Here is a 19,262-nt window from a genome sequence, read left to right as displayed (position 1 = left end):
ACGTCAATCGTCGGCAAGACCGGTAAAGGGTTCACCGATCGCAAGATCCTCGCGCAGGCCGCCCATGCCCTTTGTTTCGATGCTGGCGGCGCCGAGATCAATCACATCTTCCTTGCGTTCCATGACAATACTCCTTGTCTCCGCTACAAATTGCAGCAATTTTGAGATTAGGAAGGAGAGGGCCGTATCTGAAATCTATACGGATCCGATATCGCGAATATATTTCGTACCGATCCTATATCCTGGAGCTGGCCTGGCCATGATCCAGACCGCTTTTATTGATGGAGGAGAAAGGATTGAGATTGAATCGAATCCCAAGCATAAGGACGCGGCTCTTGGAATGCCGACTTCAAGACTGCGTCGTCTGGATCGGTGGCCTGGCCCACCTTGTTGAGAGGCCGCACAGGAGGAGAGCTGAATGGCAAGGGAAATGGCGCGCAACTTGACGCTGCGCGCCACATCTTCACTCGTCGGACAGGCCGGCCGGCTGTTCACCGATACCGACATCGCCGGTCGGTCCGCCCAGACCCTTGGTCTCGACGCTGACGGCGCCGAGTTCGATCACGTCATATTCGCGTTCCATGACAGTCACTCCTTGGCTTGCGCTGCGGAAAGGTGCAGCACCGACAAGCTTAAGGGGAGGCCGCCATGATCCGAACTCTATACGGATCTGATATCGCGAATATTTCAACGCTCTGTGCATCATGGTCGCTCCGCGAAACCTTAGTCGCCGCGATAAATGTCATGCAATAATCGGGCGGCCGTGCGATGCCGGCGCAGATGATAGGCCGAGACAGCCCGGCGCAGCGAGCGGACGTCCCCCATGCCCGTCCATCGGATGAGGCCGTCCAATTCCGCTTCGACATCGTCCAGGACGTCCGGTTCGCCCAGCCGCGCCGGATGGAGCCGGCTGTTGATCCGCGCCATGGCGTCGGTATGCTCGCGGTTGCGCGACGTGGCCGCGATGCGGTGGAACAGATCGGCCGTCCGATCCGCATGGGAAACCATGTCGGGATCGACTTCGATCGCCTGGAGCAAAACAGGGCGGCTGCTTCGAAGCGCGAGCGCAAGGATGTCGCCGGACCAGCCATAGAGATCCTTGAGGCCCGGTTCGTCGATCAGCGGAACGAGGAAGCCGCTGCCGCTCCGGCTTTCCACCAGGCCAACACCCACCAGATGGTTGAGCGCCTCGCGGATGGGCGTCGTGCTCGATGCGAGCGCGGACGCGAGTTCGGCAGGCTCCAGCCGGGTGCCGGGCCGATAATGGCGTTCCATGATCAGGCGCTTCAGCCTCTGCTGGACCCGTTCGGATGTGGGGCCGGCGCTCATCCTCTTCAGCCCTGCTCAGCCGCGAACTGCGCGACCATCCTTTCCTGGTCCGGTCGCAGCGCATCGATCGCGCCGAGCGGCCGATCATGGTCGTCTCCCAGCAATATGGAGGGACATTGCCCTTCGAAATTGCCAAGATTGGGCCGGTGCTGCCGATACCCCGCCAGGGCTGCGAGATCGGGCGCGAAAGCGCGGGCGACATCGGGCGGATAAGCGAGCCAGGGATTCTCATAGGGTTTGAGCCAGCCGAGGGAATAGCCGACCACCAGCCCGCGCCGCTCGGCTCCGCTGCGGTTCGCGCCCGCGCCGTGCAAGGTCGAGCCGAGGAAGACCAGCGCAGCCCCCGGCTGCAATTCGATGGCGATGCCGTCGCCACTGGGTTGCTCCTGGGCGTTGGCGCCATGGCTGCCCGGCCATAGGCGCGTGGCGCCATTTTCGGTGGTGAAGGGTGTAAGCGGCCAGATCACGTTGATGAGATATTCGATTTCGCCGATCGGGCCACGCCACATGTCCTGGTCGCGGTGCGGCGGTTGGGCCGGGGCGCCGGGATGCACGGCGATCGCCTGCGTGACATTAAGCTGGATGCAGTCGCACCATGGGCTCAATATCGTCTGCGCGAGATCGAGGATCAGCGGATGGCGCACAAGCGCGTGCGCATGCAGCGACCGGATGAGAAGGCGCCCGAAACGCTTGGTCGTCTCCCCATAGAAGACGCCGGTGCCGAACGGGGTCTGGGTAAAGGGCTTTTCCAGGTCCGCGTTCAATGCGGCGAGGGTGGCGGCGGGCAGCGCATCGGATATGGTGCACCAGCCCCGGCGGAGCAGGGTTGCGGCGAGATCGGTCGATCGGGTCATGATGTGTCCCTCCTCAAGCCGCGAAGGGAACGGGCTCATAGACGCCCGCTTGCGCAAGGCGGTCGAGCGTGTCGGCCTTGATCTCGATTTCCAGCGCAGCCAGCAGCGAGCCGTCGCACAGCTGCGGCATTCCAAGCGGCCGGCATGTCCAGCCGAAGGCGAGGATCTGCTGGAACCAGCTCATCTCGGCGATGGCCACATAGCGCGTTATGCCGTTTGCCAGAGCATGTTCGGCCAGAGCCGTCACGAGGCGGTTGCGGGCTTCCCGTCGTTCCGGCGCGCGAAGATTACGGTCGAGGCAGAAGCGCGTGATCTCGAAGATGGTCTCGCCCTGGGGCGGGGATCCCGCGCACAGGCTGGCATAGAAGCTGTCCAGGATATGTGGCCGCACGGTCGGCAGCAGCCGGGTCGAGGCGAGGTGGGTACCATCGGGTTCGGACAGGATCACATAACGGGCATGTTCATCGTCGAACTGGTCAACTTCGAAACGGCCGTCGAGCACGGGAACCTGCCATTTGAGGAGGTCGACGAAGACGGATTTGCGGGCCGCGAACATGGCGCGCAGGACATGATCGGGCACCGGACGGAACGGTTCTTTGACGATGTGCAACATGGGGCAGGTCTCCCTTGATCGTGGTCGGCCAAGGGTCGGCCCAGGGGCTGATTCGCCGCTATTCCCAGAAATGGGAATGGCGCCAGCCGCCTATGTCGCTGATCGTAAGGGTTCCGTCCGCCAGAGCCAGGCCGATGAGCATGACCCGCTTGTTGACCTCGTAGCGCGAGCAGGAGTCCTTGATATGCTTTGTCACGGTTCCCTTGCGAATGCCCAGGATTTCGCCTGCCTCGTCGTCGCTCTTGCCCAGCGCCATCCACTGCACGCATTCGCGCTGGCGATCGGTGAGGGGAGCGTTTCTTGTCCCTCGGCGGACTGCGCCCAGCCACAGGCGGCGGGCGACATGGAAGGCGCAACTGCCGACCAGTTGCGCCAGCCAGAGCTTGTCGTCCGGGATCGGCACACCTTCCGCATTGGCGAAAGAGCAGGAGCCGGGCGGAAAGCCGCCGAGATTGGACGGCACGGTGAAACCGTCGCCAATCCCTTCCTTGCGCCCGCAATCCAGATGATCCTTGTCGTTGCGGGTCAGCGGGATAAGGCTTGGGATGCTTGTCCAGCGGAAGCCCCAGTCCGTCACATGACATGCGCGATGAACCGGGTCGGAAAGCCCCAATGCGTTGGCGGCATAGAAGTCGGCCCAATGGGCTGGATAATTGTGGATGTGGATCGCCATGCCGTTCGCCGCGAGCACATCGACATGCTGCGTGATGGCGAAATATTGAAATCCCATAGTTCCCGCGATGTCACTGAGCGCCATCGCCATATCGTCCTGATTTTGGACGCGTTCGATATCGTTCAAAAATTCCTGCACATTATAATGCACGCTCATTTGCGCATGTCACGACGGCGAGCGGTGTCTCGAGCCGCCGGTCGTCCCGCAGCCGTCCTTTCCCCGGATTTGTGGCCGATGGGCGGTTTCTCACGCCGCTCGCCGACTGGCTATGTCATGAAATTGCCATATCATGATTCGTTTTCAAAAAGAACGGGTTGGCGTCGACGGGGCTGTTCGGTTCGGCGCATCGGCCGGGCGTTTATGGCGTGGATCGGGTGGATCCCGGCTTTTGGCGCAACGGCGTATCAAGGCTGATCGTGGCGGCGGAGCAAGACCGCCAGGCTTCGGTCGACTGGCGAAATCCCGCCGTCTATGACGCGCTTCGACAAGCCGATCGTGCGGCCATCATGTGGGAATGGCTGCGTCGCGACCCGGACTATACCGCATGGCACGCGACCGCCAGCCATGCGACGCGCGGCTCGGGGCTCGCCCGGCAATGGGGGGTTCACTTTCGCTGAAGACCCCGGCCTTCCGGTTTCGGAGGCGCGGGTCATCTGGCATGCCGATTTCGATCCTGCAATCCTGCCGGTGTCGATCGAAGCCGGGGCTGCGGTAGGTGAGGAGGCGATCGACGTCGCGGCGCTCGCGCCCTGGCTGCGCGCGGCGAGCGATCCGGCGGGCAGGGAGTATGTAGCTTTGACCGATGGCCGCCGGCACATCAGGCTCGACATCATGGCGGGCAGTCTCCTGCGCGCGCGCGGGCCGGTGCTGCTCCGCTATGATATGTGGGGAGCACGAACAGCTTCGCTTCGCATGAGGACGCTGGAGCGTTTCCTCGATCTGGTGCGCACCGGCCGCTTCCGCGCGCCGCTCTATCCCGGTGATCCCGCGGTTGCGCGGGGCGTCGAATTGCTGCGCGTTCATGATGCCCGTGCATCGGGCGCAACCCAGCGCGATATCGGCAAAGTCTTTTTCGGCGCGGAGGCGGTGGAGCGGGGCTGGGACGGGGGGACCGACCATATAAGGCAACGGGTCAGGCGGTTGGTGAAGTCGGCACGCGACATGGCGGAAGGAGGCTATCGACTGCTCATGCAATCGCGCTGATGGTGGGCTGTGATTTCGGTGGAGGAGGTTACGCCCGACCGATAGTCCTGCCTATGGGCGCGAAAGTGGATCGGTCATTATCGACGATCCGATCGAGAGTCGGTCCCGGCGGGTTCGGTCGACAGAGCGACTGGGCGACAAAGCGGCTTCAAAGCTGTGCATCGCCTTTGATCTTTTCGTTTGCTTGGCAACCCGGCCGGTTGGGTGGCTTGAGCATTCGGTTGCCTTGTTTTCCCTGTTATCGGGCGCCCAGCGCCACCTGCGGCGGCGCTGCTGCGCTCTCACGGCTCCGCCGCCGAACCCCGCCTTGCGGGTTTCGTCCATCCGGTTTCGATCGCTGGCGCGGGGGCCGGCCTTGCCGCCCCGATATGGGCGCGGCGCGGGCGCCGCGGCGTTGGTGGTTTTGGTCCTCCCTTCAAGCGGGGATGGGCTCTGTCGCCCTGCTAGGCCCGCGCGCCCCTTACGCAAATGGCGGCATGCCGCCATTCCTCCACTTGCGTTCCGGCCCTTGCGGGTGCGTTCGGCGCTTTGCCGCGGGCCTTGCCGCCCACCCCCGCTCACATGGGAGAGGTGTGGTCAAGGCCTATTGTACGACGTTCGACTGTGATCGGTTCTGACCGACTTTGGACGGACCGGTATCGGGCAAGCGGGTGGCAATAACTGCCGTGGCAGACACCATCAGCTTTCCCGATTGGGATGGTGTTTTAGGAAAGTACCCACCCTTATCAATCAGGTGACGGAGGCAGAACCGGTCGGCTTCATCACCTTTTCGAACTGAAAGGCGTCACCATCCGGAAGATCGCTGCCCCCCGGCGGATCGTTGGGATCACGATGATGGGCGTTGAAGAACTCGATGATTTGAAAACCACATTTGTTTACGTAGAAATGGATGTTCCGCCGTTCGAAATAAGGAGTATGCGTTCGCCAGACGACGGTATCAGGATAGCGTTGCTCTATGGCGTGCCACGCCTTCAGCCCGATCCCGTGCCCTTCTTCGCCGACCCTTACGAAAAACAGTGCCAACTCGTTGTGACGGGTCGTCCGATCGATGTTCAACACGGCCCCGCCGACAGTTCGCCCCGCGCACAGAATATGCAGTGCTACCGCCCCCGGCCCGGTGAGCGCTCCGTTCAGCACCGCATCCGATGGGATTGGCTCTTCTATCGGCTGCCCAAATTCCTTAACGACAGCCACGGCAAAAGCCTTTTGCCGTTGGAAAGACGATCTCAGGGCCTCGATCCGGATCGAATAACGGAAAGCCGGCATTTTCAGAGCTCCCCGCTCATAAAAGGTATCAAGCCACGGTTGACGCGTGCTTGCGCTGTTCAAGTCGTAAGGAGATGGTTTCCTTCACTGAGGGCCATTCATCGTCCGCTACACTGAACACTACGACATCTCCAAAAGCCCCGTCCTTCATCGGAATGACACGCCTGAGCATGCCATCTCTGTGCGCGCCCATGCCCCCGACAGCACGCTGCGATGGTTCATTCTCGCTATGCACGAGGAACTCGACGAGGATGCAACCAAGTGTCTCGAATGCAAAAGTCATCAACAGCAGCTTGGTCTGAAGGTTCGCGATCCCCTTTCGATAAGGCGTTGCATACCAGGTGAATCCGATCTCCAGCTTCTTCCGCCAGGTATCGAACACACGGAACCAGCTTGTTCCGATCGGCTCACCGCTCGCCAGACAGACCGCAAACGGGAAGCTGCGACCAGCCCGCTTCTCTACGAGAGCGCGATGGACATATGTGACGACATCCTCCGGCCGTGGCACAAAGCCCATGTCATGCTCGTATGCCGTCGCAGTCTCGGCCGCCCCTACAAGGCCTGGGATATGGTCGATTGAAAGCGGCTCTAGGCGAATACCGCCACCTGCAAGTTCGTTGATTCTTTCTGGCCATTCCCATGACATAAACCACCTCGCTACACACGAGACAGATTGTTTACATTTGGATTCAAAATGCAATATTAATATATTATTGTTGCCAAAAATAATCTGTTTCATGCTGCTTCACGAGCTAACCCGAGGATAAGCGATGCCAGCTAGAAGTATCAACATATCGGTGGCTGATGGCGTCATCGACGCACAAATCATAACGCCGTCATCCTCAATAAGTCCGTCTAAAAACCCGCCTGTGGTAATGTTCTCCGACATAGGTGGAATGAGGCCCGCAACAGAGACGAAAGCGCAAGCCGTAGCCGATCTTGGCTACTCTGTTCTTCTCCCAAACATACTCTATCGCTCCGGTAGAGGGCAAATTGTGCCGGTGGATAGACGCTTTGATGATCAGGATATGCTTACGGAATTGGTGGAGTGCGGCCGGCTTTTGACGCCTGAGGCTTTGAGCCGAGACTTTGTGGGCTTGGTGAGCGCCGTGGAACGTGAGCCGGAATTTCGTGAGGGTAGGATCGGAACAGTGGGATATTGTAGAGGCGGCGGTATCGCCATTCGTCTTGCCGCACTTTATCCCGACAAGGTTGCAGCAGCAGCGGGATTCCATTCATCGAACCTAGCGGACCCGAACGATCCCAACAGCCCCATGCTCGTCGTGAACCAAGTCACCGCGCTAATCTATCTCGGCCACGCGGATAAGGACGATTACCTGCCACCCGAACAAATCTCATTATTCGACCGAGTTCTTTCCGAGAACAGCGCACACTTTATGACGGAGCTATACCGGGGCTATCGCCATGGCTTCACAACATTGGATACCGACGCTTACTCGCAGAAGGCTGACATTCTCCACCTTAACCGGCTTCGCATGGTGCTCGGCGAGGCGTTGACAGACTGATCCCGAGCCTTCTCAAAAACGAACCCGCAGCGGGAAAGCGCGCCGGGCGAAGGTGGGCAGCACCCTTCGGATCAGCCCACTTTCCCAGAATCTGTTCCCGAAAGTCTTTTCCCGAAACTATTCATTGGAGATGGAGAAACGGGAAATCTCGGGCAGTTCGAGCGGCGAAATTCGGGATCATGCACCAAACAATGGATTAGCCTGGGATAGGGCGCAAGCGACCAAAACGCATCGTCGGTTCGATGCGCTGGAACGATGTCCGCCACTTGGTAACAGTGCGCTACTGTCTCCTTCTCCTTAGACTGTAATCCAGGTCTGAGCCGCGTCGATGGCCAGGCGAGCATGCTCACCAGTCCAACCTCACATACGGTCGCCGCTCATGGCAGCTGCACCAACTCCCCGAATCCGTCGGGCAGGCTCAGGAGAACGAGACCATTCTTCGCGGGCGGCATTTTAAGCCAGCGGGGGTGTCGGTTCGTTCACCGGGATCCGCCGGCGACGTCGCCGACGAAACTGAAAACGAAAAAGCGGTTATGCGGACTTGAAGACGGCGCCCTCGATGACGACGCCGTGACGCGCGAACTTCCAGAGGGCGATGAGCAGCTTTCTCGCCAGCGCCACGATTGTCAGCTTTTTGCGCCGGCCGCCGTCCAGTTTCACGCGATCATGAAACCAGCGCGACAGCGCCGAGTCCGGCTGATGCAGTAGCCAGAACCATGAGAGCTGCACCATGATCGATCTGAGCCGCGGGTTACCGGCCTTTGAGATGCCTTGCTCGGAGTTGATCGAACCGCTCTGCCAGGGCGACGGCGATAGCCCCGCATAGGATGCGAGCTGCCGGCGATTGTCGAAATGACGATAGAGGCCTTCCGACCAAAGCACCTCGGCAAAGTCTGGTCCGACGCCGCGCAACGTCATGAGTTGCGCGGGACATGCCGGTGATTGGTCAGCTGCCGGCTGCTGCGCAACGAGGCTGTCTCGCACTCTCTCGATGGTCTTCAGCTGGGCGAGAATGAGCTCGATCCGATCAAGGATGCGCTCGGCCGCGGCGCGAAGATGCTCGCCGATCGGCCGACCATCGCCAGTCACCAGCTCGGCAAACCGCTCCCTCCGGTCGCTCTTGAGCGGTTCATAGCCGGTCACGCCTTGGCTAAAGAGCAGGCCCTTCAGGCGATTGACCAGCGATACGCGCTCATGGACGAGGGCCTTGCGTTCCCGGCTGTTGCGGCGTCGATCCTCCTCCTCGGGCGTCGGCACGACGACCATCGAACAGACGCGGGGATCGCCCCGCTTGAAGGCCAATAGGGTTCGCAGAAGCGTCTCGCTGTCGAGACGATCAGTCTTCGCCCGTCGCCGCCGCCGAGATGTCGCGATCGATGCGGGATCGACGACATGGCTCTCGATCCCTTCCCGATCGAGGACACGGTGAATCCAGAACCCGTCGAGCCCAGCCTCCTGGATCGACACGAACGGGAATACCCGTCCAGTTTTCGCTTCCGCTTTCGATCTGATCGCATCGAGTTGCTCGAGGAGACCGCCGACATCGCCGGCGGGCATGACGTGCTTGGACATGCGCTCGCCGCCGCCCGGCGACAGGGACGTAATCAGCCATTGCGACCGACTGAGTTCCATCGAGAAGAAGATCGCCGAAATCGTCGTCTGAATTGGTGCGTTGCTGACTGCATCGATCATGTCCATCTCGGCCTCCAATATAGTCGCCGACGTCCAAGACGGACGTCGGCTCGAAATCATCATAGTCAAGCATCTGCGGTCATCGCGTGCCGCGATGGCGTTGTTTGAGTCCTGGCCTCTGGTCGGGGGTGGGCGGTGCTTCCTGCTAGGCCCTCTTCGGCGTGCCGCAACATTCGCTTCGCTCATGTCCTCCACTCCGTTTCGGCCCTTCGGGTGCGGCCCGCCGTGCGCAGCGGGCCTTTTCGGTCGCACCTGCCGCCCACCCCCGACCGGGGCCAGGAACGCGCGATTTGGTGTCGTGTGTGGCCCGGTCTGGACCTCTCCCATGGGGTCTTATGCGGGGGACCAATGTGGGTTTTAGGGTGGCGCTTGGAGGCTAGGCATGACGTCTCATTCTTCATCCCGCGCCCTTGTCCGGCGTCGGAACCATGACCGCTCAGGCGAGCAAAAGCGCAAGAGCGCGCAAAGCCCGCGCGAGGGGCAGGCGACCAATCTCTATGAGCAGGTGACGGCTCGTATCATTTCTGAACTGGAGGGCGGGCGGCTGCCGTGGGTGCAGCCTTGGGGCAAGCCGGGCGAAGGGACGGGCTGCGCGCCTGCGCTCCCCCGCAATGCCCTGTCAGGCCGACATTATTCGGGCATCAACATATTGCTGCTCTGGGCCGAGGTGATCGCCAAGGGCTATCCCAGCCAGCGCTGGTTGACCTTTCGCCAAGCCTTGGAGGCGGGCGGGACTGTCCGCAAAGGCGAACATGGCTGCATGGTCGTCTATGCTGATCGTTTCATTCCCCAAGCCGAAAAGGCCCGCGCACAGGACAGCAGCGAGGGCGAGACGGATAAAGCATCGGTCCGGAGGACCGATGCCCGCCGAGCGCGTGCGGTTCCCTTCCTGAAGCGCTTTACAGTGTTCAATGTCGCGCAGTGTGAGGGGCTGGATGAACAGATTGTTGTCGATCCCGATCCTGTGCCTGAATGGGAAATTGTGCCGATAGCCGAAGAAGTCATCGCGGCAAGCGGCGTGGATTTTCGTGTTGGCGGCGACAAAGCCTATTATATGCCATCGCTTGACGTCGTGCAGGTTCCGCCGCAACCGGCCTTTTTCGAGCAGATCAACTATTATCGCACATGTCTGCATGAACTGACCCACGCGACGGGTCATGCTTCGCGATTGGCGCGTGATCTTGCCAACGGCTTTGGATCGCCCGGCTATGCCCGCGAGGAACTGATTGCTGAAATGGGATCGGCTTTCCTCTGCGCATCGCTTGGCATCGTGCCGACCGTGCGTCATGCCGATTATTTGGGGAGATGGCTCGCCGTGTTGCGGGAGGATAGTCGGGCGATCTTCCGTGCCGCCCGCGCCGCCAGCCTTGCCGCCGACTGGCTGCTCGAACGGCATCGCGCTTCGCGGGACTGCGATGGCGGCACCAAGCGCGACGCTCCGGCGAGTGACACCGGCGCAGAACAGGGGAGGGCGGCATGATCCTTCTTCCCGACGAACTGCGTGCGAAGCTGCGCGCCGAGGCACGGCGCAGTGCGGAGCAACCGGGCCATGATCCCTGCCCGCTCGCCAAATTCTTCAATCCGCTTGGCCCGGCGACTTGGTTGGTCACTGAATTGGCGCAGGATGGCGATAGCTTGTTCGGCCTTGCCGATCTGGGGTTTGGATGCCCGGAACTCGGATATTTCTCCCTCCGCGAGATCGAGGGCATCCGTTTGCCTTATGGCCTGCGCATCGAGCGCGATTGTGCCTTTGTCACGATGCACCCGCTCTCGGTCTGGGCGGAGATGGCCCGCCGCGCGGGATCGATCCTGCAAGCCCAGACCCTACTCGCCCGCAGCCTGACGGCGCGGCGGACTGACGAGCTTCCGCCGCCCTGATCGGCGGCAAGGCGCGGGCGGCCGCCTGCCGCCCATCCCGAACCGGCTCCGCAGCGCATCGACGCTGACCGTCTTTCGCGGCGGGATCGGCTTATCGTATAAATGAAAGTGAAACCCATGAAACTCGAATTTATCGCGCTCGACAAGCTGTGCATCAGCAAGACCAATATGCGTTATGCGAAGAAAGCGCCGGATATCAGCGATATGTTGCCGACCGTGCGCAAGCGCGGTGTCATCCAGCCCATCATCGTGCGGCCCTGCACGCAAGCGGCAACGGCAACGAACGCCAACACGCCCGGCTCTGCGCCCGAATATGAGATCATCGCGGGAAGCCGCCGCTTCCATGCCGCGCGCACCGTCCGGGAAGAACAGCGCGCGGACGGCGAGGCCGATGCCGAATGCACGGCTTTGCCCTGCGCCATATTGGACGAGGGCGACGATGCCGATGCCATCGAAGCCTCGCTTATTGAAAATGCGGCCCGGCTCGACCCCGACGAGGTGGTGCAATGGGACGCCTTCACCCGGTTGGTCAAGCAGGGCCGCACGGTGGATGATATATCCGCGACCTTCGGTCTCCCTGAAATCGCGGTGCGGCGGGTGCTTGCGCTCGGCAACCTCCTGCCGCGAATCCGGCAGCTTTACGCCCGCGAGGAGATCGACCGTGCGACCGTGCGCCACCTGACCCTTGCATCCAAAAGCCAGCAGCGCGCGTGGCTGGCCCTGTTTGACGATGAGGATGGATATGCACCGACCGGCCATCAGTTGAAGGCATGGCTGTTTGGCGGCCAGTCGATCCCGCTGCGCCATGCCCTGTTCGATGTCGAGGCCAGCGGGCTGGTCGTGATCGCTGATCTGTTCGGAGACGATGCCTATTTTTCCGATGCGACGGCCTTCTGGGACACGCAACAGGCGGAGATAGAGCGCCGCCGCGACCTGTGGCTGGACGCCGGGTGGAGCGATGTCGTCATTGTCCCGCCGAACGAGCATTTCTCGGCCTGGGAATATGAAAAGGCACCCAAGCGCAAGGGCGGGCGGGTCTATGTCGATCTGCGCGCCAATGGCGAGGCGATCATCCATGAAGGTTATCTCAGCCGCAAGGAAGCGCAGCGGCGGGCGTCCGGGCAGGGCGAAGTCGACAGGCCCAAGATCGCTCGCGCCGAACTGACCTCGACGCTCAACTGCTATGTCGACCTCCATCGCCACGCCGCTGTACGCGCGGCCTTGCTCGACCGGCCCGGCGTGGCGCTCCGGCTGATGCTGGCCCATGCCATCGCCGGGTCGTCGCTCTGGCGGGTGCAGCCCGACCCGCAGACCGCGCGCAACGAGGATGTGGCGCAGAGCCTTGGCCAGTGCCGGGGCGAAGCGGTTTTTGACGAGCGGCGGCGCGCGGTGCTGGCGCTTCTGGGGGTTGACGCCGACGAGCCGCATCTTGTCGGGGGGCATGATGCACCGGAACTTGTGACGCTGTTCCACCGGATGCTCGACCTCCCCGATGCCGCGCTCATGGATATCGTCGCGGTCGCCATGGGGGAATGTCTCGCCAGCGGCAGCATGGCCGTCGAGGCGGTCGGTCTCGTTCTCGGCGTCGACATGGGCCAATGGTGGACGGGTGACGATGCCTTTCTCGACCTTCTGCGGGACCGGGAACTGCTGAGCGCTTTGCTGGCCGATGTGGCGGGTGATGCTGTCGCCGCCGCCAATGCCAAGGAAAAGGCCAAGACCCAGCGCCGGATATTGGGCGATCATCTGCGCGGGGCAAGCGGGCGGCAGGTCCGCGCCGGATGGGTGCCACGCTGGATGGCCTTCCCGCCCTCGGCCTATACCGCGCGCGGCGGCGTCGGGACGGTGAGGGCGCATGAGGCGGCCTGCGCCGCCGCGAGCGCGGCGGAGGAGAGGGAGGATGATCCGGTGCCGCCGCAGGGCGGCGCGGCGCTGCCCCATCCCGAAGGACGGGAAGCGGACAGGCCCGAACAAAGCGCGGGGGATGGAGAGGAGAGGCTGGCTGCATGATGGAAAGGGTGGGGCCGTAGACCGGTCCCGCCCTCCGTTCCCTTGGACGGTTTTCCGAAAAATCCGCCGCGCGCCCGCGCCGTTCCGGCTTGGGCGCGCGGATTTGTGCATCTTTTCTTGCCTTGAGCCATGGTCATCCCGCATGGGTCCGCTCGACAAGAACAGGGGCAGATAATGAAGATTCTGGACGATGTGGCGCGCTTCGTCGCGCGGCTCGCGCCCGAGCCGGTGTGCGATCTATGCATCGCGCAGAAGCTGGCACTGGAGGAAGCCGGGCTTGCGGCACAGGCGAGCCATGAACTGGCGGGGAGCCAGGGCTATGAACGGATGAAGGGCGTGTGCAGCCTCTGCGGAGAACATGGCATGGTGATCCATCGGCGCTGATCGGCGGCCGAATCACTGCGCTTTCAGGAGTTCGAAACTCGCCGATCGCGCAGCGCCTTCTTGCCCATTTCATTTCTTCGAGGGGTGACACCGCCCGGTGGGCCGACTATCCGGCGCTCTCATAGCATCGAAACATAGGGCCGCCTGAATGACCGAGATTTCCGCCGATACCGACCTCCTGATCACATTGACCGCCGATATCGTCGCCGCGCATGTCAGCCACAACAGTGTCGCGCTCGGCGATGTGTCAGCCCTGATTGGCAGCGTGCATGGCGCGCTCAAAGGTCTGGCCGCGCCGGCGGCACCGGCAACTGAGCCCCTCCAGCCCGCGGTTTCGATCCGCGCCTCGGTGAAGCCTGATTATATTGTCTGCCTGGAGGACGGCAAAAAATTGAAGATGTTGAAGCGCCATTTGATGACGCGCTACGGCATGACGCCCGATGATTATCGCGCCAAATGGAGCCTGCCCGCCGACTATCCGATGACCGCGCCCAATTATGCCGAGGAACGCAAGGCGCTTGCGGTCAAGATCGGCCTTGGCCGCAAGCCCAAGGGGGAGGCGGCGCCCGCGCCGTCGAAGGCACGCGGCCGGAAGAAAGTGGAATCCGCGCCCGCCGAGTAACGGGGATCGGCATGGCTGGTCTGGTGAGACCGGCCAGCTTCATCAAAAATGTGGCGCCGGCCCTGACGGGCTGGCGCTGCTTTGTTTGAGAGAGGCAGGAAGTCTAGCGGATCGCTCCAGCGTTGCGGGCAAGTGCGCGCTCGATCTTCCGGTCGGTCTTATATTGGCTGAGCGCATAGACGGCCCAGATGGTGGCGGGCAGCCATCCGATCAGCGTGATCTGGAGCAGAAAGCAGACGATGCCCGCGAGCGGCCTGCCGATCGTGAAGAAGGTCAGCCAGGGAAAGATAAGGGCAATCAAAAGGCGCATAGTCTATAGCTCCACGTCGCGGCCATCCGGCCGCTCAGAACTGGCCGGACAGGATGGATTTTGCCCCTTTCGCCTCGCAGGATAGCTGCGAAACCGGGGGCTGGAAACCCCTTGTCCGCCACTATTTCCTATCCAAACAGGGGCTTATCCACTCGTCCGGCGGCGCGCGGAAGATCAGCGCTTCGAAGGCAGAAGGCCGAAGGATCAGAGGCTCTTGGCCGCGCCAGAAGGAGCCAGCTGCCTTGGCGGTTCCGGCTTCCCTCCGCCCAACGCCAGACAATTTGCGGCCAGGCCCTGTATCGGGCGTGGAAGCTCCGTCATGGGGATGATCGTCGCTGGCCGGGCATCGCCCTCCTCGCGGTTCTAGCTATCCTCACTCAACAGAGCCTCGAAATCGCGGCCACCGTAGAAAATCCCGACGACGATTACCGCGGTTTCATCGACCGCGAACGCGATCGTCACCCGACGACGCCAAGCGGTTGTCCGCAGACCAAGCCGCAGATCGTCCCGCATCGTTCCGCGACGAGGATAGTCGGTCAGCGTGCCGATATGATCGAGGATGCCATTGGCGAAGCGCTGTGCGATGTCCGGGGATGCGGCGGCCGCGATAGTGTCGTAAATGGCATCGAGATGGTCACGCGCTTCCGGCGTGAAGACAATCGAATATCCCACCTTCAGCCGCGCTTGGCGGCTTGCTCGTGACGCTTGGCGAGACCGGCGCGCACATCGTCGAGCGATATGCCCCGAGAGGGATCGGCCCGATAGGCATCATAGGCCGGAACAACCTCATTGCGTAGCCATTGCTCGACGGCCCGGTCGCGCGCCTGGAGCGCGCGCAATCCGTCGCGGATCACTTCGCTTTCGCTCGCATATTCGCCCGACGCTACCTTGGCGCGGACCTGCGCTGCCATGTCGTTCGGCAGGGTTACGCTGAACTGTTGGGTCGTGCGCATGGATAGGTTGCTCCTTACGGATATGATTTAATCCTACTCGCTCGAGACTTCAAGGCACGCGTGAGCGGTATCGCCGCCACCCGGCCTCTCGAAAAGACTTGTGCACCCGCTGGTCGGAAGAACGCGCTGATCATCGCCATTTTTGCGGTTCTTGGGAGAAGCGCCATGCGGGAGGAGCGTGGCGTGGTCCGCCCTAAGACAATGGTTTTGGGGCGCATGAGGATCGCATGGCTGCCCTTCCGCCATGCTCGCCCGCGTATCATTCCGGCGCCTTGGAAAGCAGGCATTTAGGCCGGTCCTGTCCTCCCGCAACCGGGTGGCTGCGCCTTATTTCCCCGCCCTGACGGGCTCCTCGCGGTTCAAATAAGGCTTGCCGCCCGGTCCTTCGCTGATCGCTCCGGCCTGCGGTGCGGGAGGCCTGCTCGTCCCGGCCTTTGCGGCCTGCTGTCGCCCGGAAATGGTTCGCGGGCGCGCAAGTGGAGTAAAGCAAATGGCTGCAATCGGTTATGCCGCCCGCAACGGCAATGGCTATAAGGGCGAGCTGCGCACCCTCTCGATCCGCGTCGGCATCGAGATCATCCCCAACAACCGCAAAAATGGCGACAGCCAGCCCGACTATCGGGTCGTCGCATCGGGTGGCGTCGAGATCGGCGCGGGCTGGATCCGGCGCGGCGAAATGTCCGGCAAGGATTATGTGTCCTTGAGCCTCGCGGCACCGGAATTCGGGCCTCGCCGGCTCTACGCCAATCTCGGCCGGGCTGCCGGGCAGGATGATGACGACGCCTATGCCATCATCTGGAACCCGGTCGACTGAGCGGCTGGGAACGCACCGGCGGCCATGGCCGCCGGTGCGCGGACGCCGGCTAAGGGGGGTCGAAATAAGCGCCCCCCATTTTCCGACCCTGCCGGGATGGTGCGGATCGACCCAGAAGGAGCCGATCTGACCCCCTATGTCCCGGCGACAAGGCCGGATCTGCGAAGGAACCGGCTATGGATGATGACGCGACAGACCGGCAGGACAACGCCTCCAAGGCGCTTGCGGCGCGCGTGAAGATCGCGCGCGAAACCTGCCCCTATCTCACCGCCAAGCAGGCGGCCTTTCATCTCGGTATCGGTGCCGCCACGCTCAAGCGCCTGCGGCTGCAAGGGCGCGGTCCGCTTGGCCGTCTGCATGGCGGGAGCTGGCGCTATCATATCGATGATCTCGATGCCTGGTCCGTTGCCCGCAAGTCGGGAGGGGGCGCATGAACCGGTCGCGCGATATGCCCCTGTTCGCCTGGGGCGACGCGCTGCGCGCTGCGCGCTTGCGCCGTCGTCGCCTGCGTCGTCATGCGCTCTGGCTGGGGCTGGGTGGCCTTGCGCTCGGCCTGACCATCGTCTTCCCGCCGCCGCCGCGTCTGCTCTGGAATGCCACCGCCAGCGCGCCGGTCGGCTTCTATCTGCTCTCGCCCGGCGCGGGGCTTCACCGGGGCGACATGGTGGTGGCGAGGGCGCCTTATCCGGCCCGGCTGCTCGCCGCGCGGCGGCATTATCTTCCCTTGAACGTGCCGCTGGTGAAGCGGGTCGTGGGCGTTCCGGGCGACATCGTCTGCGCGCGCGGCGACCGGGTGACGATCGGCGGTAAAGAGATCGCGCGGCGCCTGGCACATGATAGTCTGGGGCGAACGATGCCCTGGTGGGAGGGCTGCGAAGGGCTGCGGCCGGGCCGCTATTTTCTGCTCATGAGCCATGTCCCATCGTCATTCGACGGCCGCTATTTCGGGCCGGTCGGTGAAGCTGAGATCATTGGAAAGGCGACGTCACTATGGGTGCGCTGAGTCGTGCCCGACTGGCGTTCGCGCTGGGCCTGCTGGCCTGTTCGACGCCGTCGCGTGCCGATCCCGTCGCGCGCTGGGCGGAGGATATTGTCGAGGCGTCGGCGCGGTTTGGTATCGATCGGCGCTGGATCGAAGCGGTTATGCGCGCCGAGAGCGGAGGCCGCACGATATGGCGTGGCAGGCCGACCACCAGTTCCGCCGGGGCCATGGGGCTGATGCAGCTGATGCCCGGCACCTGGGCAGACATGCGACGCCAATATGGACTGGGGCCTGATCCCCACGACCCCCATGATAATATCATCGCCGGCACCGCCTATCTCGCTGCCATGCACATGCGCTTCGGTTATCCGGGATTGTTCGGTGCCTATCATGCCGGTCCCGCGCGCTATGCGGATTATCTGTCGGTCGGGCGCCCGTTGCCGCCTGAAACCCGCGCCTATATGGCGACGATTACGGCGGCACTGGGAACTCGGTGGGCTCAGGCAACGCCGCCGCCAAAGAGGAATGATCCACCCTCGTCCAGTTCACCTGCACTCTTCGTCTATCATGCCAATGGCGTGACCGGTGGGACAGCGAAGGACCGACCGGAAGGTGACGGATTATCGCTGGATCCGCTCTTCGCGCTGCGCAAGCGCTTTTGACGCAATTGCCACTGGTGCGTCCCGGAGATGAGCGGGCGGCTCCATCGACCGGTTCGCGCCAACCCATTCTCACCTGGGCGCTGGCACTTCATTCGCAGAGTTTTCAGGCCTGCTGACGCTCAATTCTCCCATGCCGGATGCCGCGATGTCGGTGCAGGATTTTTGTTCTGGAGGAGAAAGAGGACGCTGCCCTCTTTCCCCCGCAACGGCAATCGGCCGGGCCGTGGCTCGGCTGTGCCTGCGCCCGCACCACCCCGGCAGATTCCCGCTGCCCCCGTCACTCCCGCTGCTCACCGCGAGGCAGGGGTCAGGCGCCGATAGCGGTGCCGACCCCGCATCAGGAGTGAAAAGCATGTCAACGAAGCCAGATGAAGGCGACCGTTCGGCCAATTATCGGCAACATTCGCTGCCTGTTCCGCGCAACCGCATTGCCCATGGCGATTGCAGCCAGCGGTTGAAATCGCTGCCCGATGGGGCGGTCGATCTGGTGCTGACCGACCCGCCCTATATCTGTCATTATCGGTCCCGTGACGGGCGCAGGGTCGTCAATGACGATAATGAAGATTGGCTGGTTCCGGCCTTTGCCGAGGTCGCCCGCGTGCTCAAATCGGGCCGCTTTGCCATCAGTTTCTATGGTTGGAGCGCGGTGGAGAAGTTCGTCGAAGCATGGCGCTCCGTCGGGTTGCGTCCGGTCGGCCATATCGTTTTCCGCAAACATTATGCCTCATCGACCCGCTTTCTGCGCTACGAGCATGAGCAGGCTTTCCTGCTCGCGAAGGGGCGTCCGAACCTTCCGGCCCAAACCATAGCCGATATGATCGACTGGCCGCGCTATACGGGCAACCGGAGGCATCCGACCGAGAAGCCGATCGAGATATTGTCGCCCTTGATCGAGGCATTCAGCAATCCTGGCGATATCGTGCTCGATCCCTTCTGCGGTTCGGGATCGACACTGGAAGCGGCGCACCTGTGCGGTCGCGCTTTTCTTGGCGTCGAACTGGATCCGGATCATTTTCGCACCGCGAGCGGTCGGATGGGGCTTGCCGCCTGGTAGCAAAGAGGGTCGCGTCCGGCATGGACGCGCCCCTGGACGGGCGTTGGGGAAAGGGTAATCCGCTCAGGTCGTCCGATGATACCGGGACGGAACGGGCCGCCTCAAGGACGACGGGGCCCCACCATTTTTCGCGGCGTCCGCCTGCGCTCCCGCCGCGAAAAATCGTGACCCCCATCGCCGCTGGCGCGGCTGCTTCGCGGTCCTTGACCCGGCCCGCTCCACCCCGGGCGAGCTTTCCATATTTCGCAGAAATGATGGAGGTTGGTATGTTGGTTGAACAGCAGATCGAGGAACTGCGCGCTGAACTCAGCGCCTGCTGGAGCCGCCGTGAGGCGAAGCAGATCGAAGCGGAATTGCAGGCTGCGATGGCCGAAAGCGACCGGCTCGCGAGGGCATTTTCGGAGACGATCGGGTGATACAGGCCATGCTCGAAACGG

The 19,262-nt window shown here is 62.5% G+C and carries 26 protein-coding genes; 14 read left to right on the top strand and 12 right to left on the bottom strand.

Annotation, left to right across the window (positions count from 1 at the left end; translation table 11 throughout):
- Window positions 1–3: 3 nt before the first annotated feature.
- The 6 genes from MRBLMC3_RS08240 to MRBLMC3_RS08215 all read right to left on the bottom strand — a co-directional run bounded on the left by MRBLMC3_RS08240 (window position 4) and on the right by MRBLMC3_RS08215 (window position 3,625).
- Window positions 4–123: a benenodin family lasso peptide gene (locus MRBLMC3_RS08240; RefSeq protein WP_156028712.1), complete on the bottom strand. Its 120-nt coding sequence runs from the start codon at window positions 121–123 to the stop codon at window positions 4–6.
- Between the two features lie 340 nt (window positions 124–463).
- Complete coding sequence (locus MRBLMC3_RS08235) at window positions 464–583, bottom strand: benenodin family lasso peptide (RefSeq protein ID WP_363827534.1); 120 nt, start codon at window positions 581–583, stop codon at window positions 464–466.
- Window positions 584–723: 140 nt separating this feature from the next.
- The gene (locus MRBLMC3_RS08230; RefSeq protein WP_363827531.1) at window positions 724–1,329 is read right to left on the bottom strand and encodes a GntR family transcriptional regulator; all 606 of its coding nucleotides are present in this window, start codon (window positions 1,327–1,329) and stop codon (window positions 724–726) included.
- Between the two features lie 5 nt (window positions 1,330–1,334).
- The gene (locus tag MRBLMC3_RS08225; RefSeq protein WP_363827529.1) at window positions 1,335–2,183 is read right to left on the bottom strand and encodes a phytanoyl-CoA dioxygenase family protein; all 849 of its coding nucleotides are present in this window, start codon (window positions 2,181–2,183) and stop codon (window positions 1,335–1,337) included.
- 13 nt (window positions 2,184–2,196) lie between these two features.
- Entirely contained in the window at window positions 2,197–2,796 is a 600-nt protein-coding gene (locus tag MRBLMC3_RS08220) for an acyl-homoserine-lactone synthase (protein WP_363827527.1), read from the bottom strand.
- Between the two features lie 58 nt (window positions 2,797–2,854).
- Complete coding sequence (locus MRBLMC3_RS08215; RefSeq protein WP_363827524.1) at window positions 2,855–3,625, bottom strand: helix-turn-helix transcriptional regulator; 771 nt, start codon at window positions 3,623–3,625, stop codon at window positions 2,855–2,857.
- A gap of 158 nt (window positions 3,626–3,783) precedes the next feature.
- Between MRBLMC3_RS08215 and MRBLMC3_RS08210 the strand changes: the two genes are divergently transcribed.
- Window positions 3,784–4,086 (top strand): transcriptional regulator domain-containing protein, encoded by a 303-nt coding sequence (locus tag MRBLMC3_RS08210; RefSeq protein ID WP_363827522.1) that lies wholly within the window; start codon window positions 3,784–3,786, stop codon window positions 4,084–4,086.
- Complete coding sequence (locus tag MRBLMC3_RS08205) at window positions 4,034–4,672, top strand: DUF2285 domain-containing protein (RefSeq protein ID WP_363827519.1); 639 nt, start codon at window positions 4,034–4,036, stop codon at window positions 4,670–4,672. The genes MRBLMC3_RS08210 and MRBLMC3_RS08205 overlap by 53 nt, the downstream gene beginning before the upstream one ends.
- Window positions 4,673–5,401: 729 nt before the next feature.
- Here the strand turns inward: MRBLMC3_RS08205 and MRBLMC3_RS08200 are convergent.
- Both MRBLMC3_RS08200 and MRBLMC3_RS08195 read right to left on the bottom strand, forming a co-directional pair.
- A complete protein-coding gene (locus MRBLMC3_RS08200; RefSeq protein WP_363827517.1) occupies window positions 5,402–5,938 on the bottom strand; it encodes a GNAT family N-acetyltransferase in 537 nt (178 codons plus the stop codon).
- A 28-nt stretch (window positions 5,939–5,966) separates the two neighbouring features.
- Window positions 5,967–6,677 (bottom strand): GNAT family N-acetyltransferase, encoded by a 711-nt coding sequence (locus MRBLMC3_RS08195; RefSeq protein WP_363827515.1) that lies wholly within the window; start codon window positions 6,675–6,677, stop codon window positions 5,967–5,969.
- Window positions 6,678–6,735: 58 nt separating this feature from the next.
- Between MRBLMC3_RS08195 and MRBLMC3_RS08190 the strand changes: the two genes are divergently transcribed.
- A complete protein-coding gene (locus tag MRBLMC3_RS08190) occupies window positions 6,736–7,464 on the top strand; it encodes a dienelactone hydrolase family protein (RefSeq protein ID WP_363827512.1) in 729 nt (242 codons plus the stop codon).
- 531 nt (window positions 7,465–7,995) lie between these two features.
- On the opposite strand, the gene MRBLMC3_RS08185 is transcribed toward MRBLMC3_RS08190, so the two are convergent.
- A complete protein-coding gene (locus MRBLMC3_RS08185) occupies window positions 7,996–9,156 on the bottom strand; it encodes an IS110 family transposase (RefSeq protein WP_363827565.1) in 1,161 nt (386 codons plus the stop codon).
- Between the two features lie 382 nt (window positions 9,157–9,538).
- On the opposite strand from MRBLMC3_RS08185, the gene MRBLMC3_RS08180 reads away from it, so the two are divergent.
- The 5 genes from MRBLMC3_RS08180 to MRBLMC3_RS08160 all read left to right on the top strand — a co-directional run bounded on the left by MRBLMC3_RS08180 (window position 9,539) and on the right by MRBLMC3_RS08160 (window position 14,050).
- Entirely contained in the window at window positions 9,539–10,636 is a 1,098-nt protein-coding gene (locus MRBLMC3_RS08180; RefSeq protein ID WP_363827510.1) for an ArdC family protein, read from the top strand.
- Complete coding sequence (locus tag MRBLMC3_RS08175) at window positions 10,633–11,034, top strand: DUF2958 domain-containing protein (RefSeq protein WP_363827508.1); 402 nt, start codon at window positions 10,633–10,635, stop codon at window positions 11,032–11,034. The genes MRBLMC3_RS08180 and MRBLMC3_RS08175 overlap by 4 nt, the downstream gene beginning before the upstream one ends.
- A 117-nt stretch (window positions 11,035–11,151) precedes the next feature.
- Window positions 11,152–13,044: a ParB/RepB/Spo0J family partition protein gene (locus MRBLMC3_RS08170; RefSeq protein WP_363827506.1), complete on the top strand. Its 1,893-nt coding sequence runs from the start codon at window positions 11,152–11,154 to the stop codon at window positions 13,042–13,044.
- 174 nt (window positions 13,045–13,218) lie between these two features.
- Entirely contained in the window at window positions 13,219–13,428 is a 210-nt protein-coding gene (locus MRBLMC3_RS08165) for a hypothetical protein (RefSeq protein ID WP_363827504.1), read from the top strand.
- Window positions 13,429–13,576: 148 nt separating this feature from the next.
- Window positions 13,577–14,050: a MucR family transcriptional regulator gene (locus MRBLMC3_RS08160; protein WP_363827502.1), complete on the top strand. Its 474-nt coding sequence runs from the start codon at window positions 13,577–13,579 to the stop codon at window positions 14,048–14,050.
- Between the two features lie 103 nt (window positions 14,051–14,153).
- On the opposite strand, the gene MRBLMC3_RS08155 is transcribed toward MRBLMC3_RS08160, so the two are convergent.
- From MRBLMC3_RS08155 to MRBLMC3_RS08145, 3 genes are all read right to left on the bottom strand, one after another.
- Window positions 14,154–14,360 carry a YqaE/Pmp3 family membrane protein gene (locus MRBLMC3_RS08155; protein ID WP_363827499.1) on the bottom strand — a complete coding sequence of 69 codons (207 nt, stop codon included), beginning with the start codon at window positions 14,358–14,360 and terminating at the stop codon, window positions 14,154–14,156.
- Window positions 14,361–14,723: 363 nt separating this feature from the next.
- Window positions 14,724–15,032 carry a type II toxin-antitoxin system RelE/ParE family toxin gene (locus MRBLMC3_RS08150; protein ID WP_363827497.1) on the bottom strand — a complete coding sequence of 103 codons (309 nt, stop codon included), beginning with the start codon at window positions 15,030–15,032 and terminating at the stop codon, window positions 14,724–14,726.
- 2 nt (window positions 15,033–15,034) lie between these two features.
- The gene (locus tag MRBLMC3_RS08145; RefSeq protein WP_363827495.1) at window positions 15,035–15,313 is read right to left on the bottom strand and encodes a type II toxin-antitoxin system ParD family antitoxin; all 279 of its coding nucleotides are present in this window, start codon (window positions 15,311–15,313) and stop codon (window positions 15,035–15,037) included.
- Window positions 15,314–15,803: 490 nt separating this feature from the next.
- On the opposite strand from MRBLMC3_RS08145, the gene MRBLMC3_RS08140 reads away from it, so the two are divergent.
- The 6 genes from MRBLMC3_RS08140 to MRBLMC3_RS08115 all read left to right on the top strand — a co-directional run bounded on the left by MRBLMC3_RS08140 (window position 15,804) and on the right by MRBLMC3_RS08115 (window position 19,241).
- Window positions 15,804–16,127, top strand: coding sequence for a DUF736 domain-containing protein (locus MRBLMC3_RS08140; protein WP_363827492.1), 324 nt, complete (start codon window positions 15,804–15,806; stop codon window positions 16,125–16,127).
- A gap of 176 nt (window positions 16,128–16,303) precedes the next feature.
- Window positions 16,304–16,561, top strand: coding sequence for a helix-turn-helix domain-containing protein (locus MRBLMC3_RS08135; protein ID WP_363827490.1), 258 nt, complete (start codon window positions 16,304–16,306; stop codon window positions 16,559–16,561).
- Window positions 16,558–17,130, top strand: a complete 573-nt coding sequence (locus MRBLMC3_RS08130) for a S26 family signal peptidase (RefSeq protein ID WP_363827488.1) — start codon at window positions 16,558–16,560, stop codon at window positions 17,128–17,130. Before MRBLMC3_RS08135 ends, MRBLMC3_RS08130 begins: the two co-directional genes overlap by 4 nt.
- Entirely contained in the window at window positions 17,118–17,771 is a 654-nt protein-coding gene (locus MRBLMC3_RS08125; protein ID WP_363827486.1) for a lytic transglycosylase domain-containing protein, read from the top strand. The genes MRBLMC3_RS08130 and MRBLMC3_RS08125 overlap by 13 nt, the downstream gene beginning before the upstream one ends.
- Before the next feature lie 352 nt (window positions 17,772–18,123).
- Window positions 18,124–18,825 carry a DNA methyltransferase gene (locus MRBLMC3_RS08120; protein ID WP_363827483.1) on the top strand — a complete coding sequence of 234 codons (702 nt, stop codon included), beginning with the start codon at window positions 18,124–18,126 and terminating at the stop codon, window positions 18,823–18,825.
- A 266-nt stretch (window positions 18,826–19,091) separates the two neighbouring features.
- Window positions 19,092–19,241: a hypothetical protein gene (locus MRBLMC3_RS08115; protein ID WP_363827481.1), complete on the top strand. Its 150-nt coding sequence runs from the start codon at window positions 19,092–19,094 to the stop codon at window positions 19,239–19,241.
- Window positions 19,242–19,262 lie beyond the last annotated feature (21 nt).

Source organism: Sphingobium sp. LMC3-1-1.1 (genome assembly GCF_040676285.1).
In the GTDB taxonomy this organism is placed as follows: Bacteria; Pseudomonadota; Alphaproteobacteria; order Sphingomonadales; family Sphingomonadaceae; genus Sphingobium.
The sequence above is the reverse complement of the archived record's forward strand: the minus strand, read 5'-3'. Positions and strand labels throughout refer to the sequence as shown.

Coding starts and splice junctions, on each gene's coding strand:
- MRBLMC3_RS08235 (WP_363827534.1), bottom strand. CDS start 583: ATGGAACGCGAATATGACGTGATCGAACTCGGCGCCGTCAGCGTCGAG.
- MRBLMC3_RS08140 (WP_363827492.1), top strand. CDS start 15,804: ATGGCTGCAATCGGTTATGCCGCCCGCAACGGCAATGGCTATAAGGGC.
- MRBLMC3_RS08145 (WP_363827495.1), bottom strand. CDS start 15,313: ATGCGCACGACCCAACAGTTCAGCGTAACCCTGCCGAACGACATGGCA.
- MRBLMC3_RS08130 (WP_363827488.1), top strand. CDS start 16,558: ATGAACCGGTCGCGCGATATGCCCCTGTTCGCCTGGGGCGACGCGCTG.
- MRBLMC3_RS08225 (WP_363827529.1), bottom strand. CDS start 2,183: ATGACCCGATCGACCGATCTCGCCGCAACCCTGCTCCGCCGGGGCTGG.
- MRBLMC3_RS08155 (WP_363827499.1), bottom strand. CDS start 14,360: ATGCGCCTTTTGATTGCCCTTATCTTTCCCTGGCTGACCTTCTTCACG.
- MRBLMC3_RS08230 (WP_363827531.1), bottom strand. CDS start 1,329: ATGAGCGCCGGCCCCACATCCGAACGGGTCCAGCAGAGGCTGAAGCGC.
- MRBLMC3_RS08195 (WP_363827515.1), bottom strand. CDS start 6,677: ATGAAACAGATTATTTTTGGCAACAATAATATATTAATATTGCATTTT.
- MRBLMC3_RS08215 (WP_363827524.1), bottom strand. CDS start 3,625: ATGAGCGTGCATTATAATGTGCAGGAATTTTTGAACGATATCGAACGC.
- MRBLMC3_RS08205 (WP_363827519.1), top strand. CDS start 4,034: ATGCGACGCGCGGCTCGGGGCTCGCCCGGCAATGGGGGGTTCACTTTC.
- MRBLMC3_RS08165 (WP_363827504.1), top strand. CDS start 13,219: ATGAAGATTCTGGACGATGTGGCGCGCTTCGTCGCGCGGCTCGCGCCC.
- MRBLMC3_RS08175 (WP_363827508.1), top strand. CDS start 10,633: ATGATCCTTCTTCCCGACGAACTGCGTGCGAAGCTGCGCGCCGAGGCA.
- MRBLMC3_RS08125 (WP_363827486.1), top strand. CDS start 17,118: ATGGGTGCGCTGAGTCGTGCCCGACTGGCGTTCGCGCTGGGCCTGCTG.
- MRBLMC3_RS08135 (WP_363827490.1), top strand. CDS start 16,304: ATGGATGATGACGCGACAGACCGGCAGGACAACGCCTCCAAGGCGCTT.
- MRBLMC3_RS08240 (WP_156028712.1), bottom strand. CDS start 123: ATGGAACGCAAGGAAGATGTGATTGATCTCGGCGCCGCCAGCATCGAA.
- MRBLMC3_RS08170 (WP_363827506.1), top strand. CDS start 11,152: ATGAAACTCGAATTTATCGCGCTCGACAAGCTGTGCATCAGCAAGACC.
- MRBLMC3_RS08185 (WP_363827565.1), bottom strand. CDS start 9,156: ATGATCGATGCAGTCAGCAACGCACCAATTCAGACGACGATTTCGGCG.
- MRBLMC3_RS08180 (WP_363827510.1), top strand. CDS start 9,539: ATGACGTCTCATTCTTCATCCCGCGCCCTTGTCCGGCGTCGGAACCAT.
- MRBLMC3_RS08115 (WP_363827481.1), top strand. CDS start 19,092: ATGTTGGTTGAACAGCAGATCGAGGAACTGCGCGCTGAACTCAGCGCC.
- MRBLMC3_RS08120 (WP_363827483.1), top strand. CDS start 18,124: ATGTCAACGAAGCCAGATGAAGGCGACCGTTCGGCCAATTATCGGCAA.
- MRBLMC3_RS08200 (WP_363827517.1), bottom strand. CDS start 5,938: ATGCCGGCTTTCCGTTATTCGATCCGGATCGAGGCCCTGAGATCGTCT.
- MRBLMC3_RS08220 (WP_363827527.1), bottom strand. CDS start 2,796: ATGTTGCACATCGTCAAAGAACCGTTCCGTCCGGTGCCCGATCATGTC.
- MRBLMC3_RS08160 (WP_363827502.1), top strand. CDS start 13,577: ATGACCGAGATTTCCGCCGATACCGACCTCCTGATCACATTGACCGCC.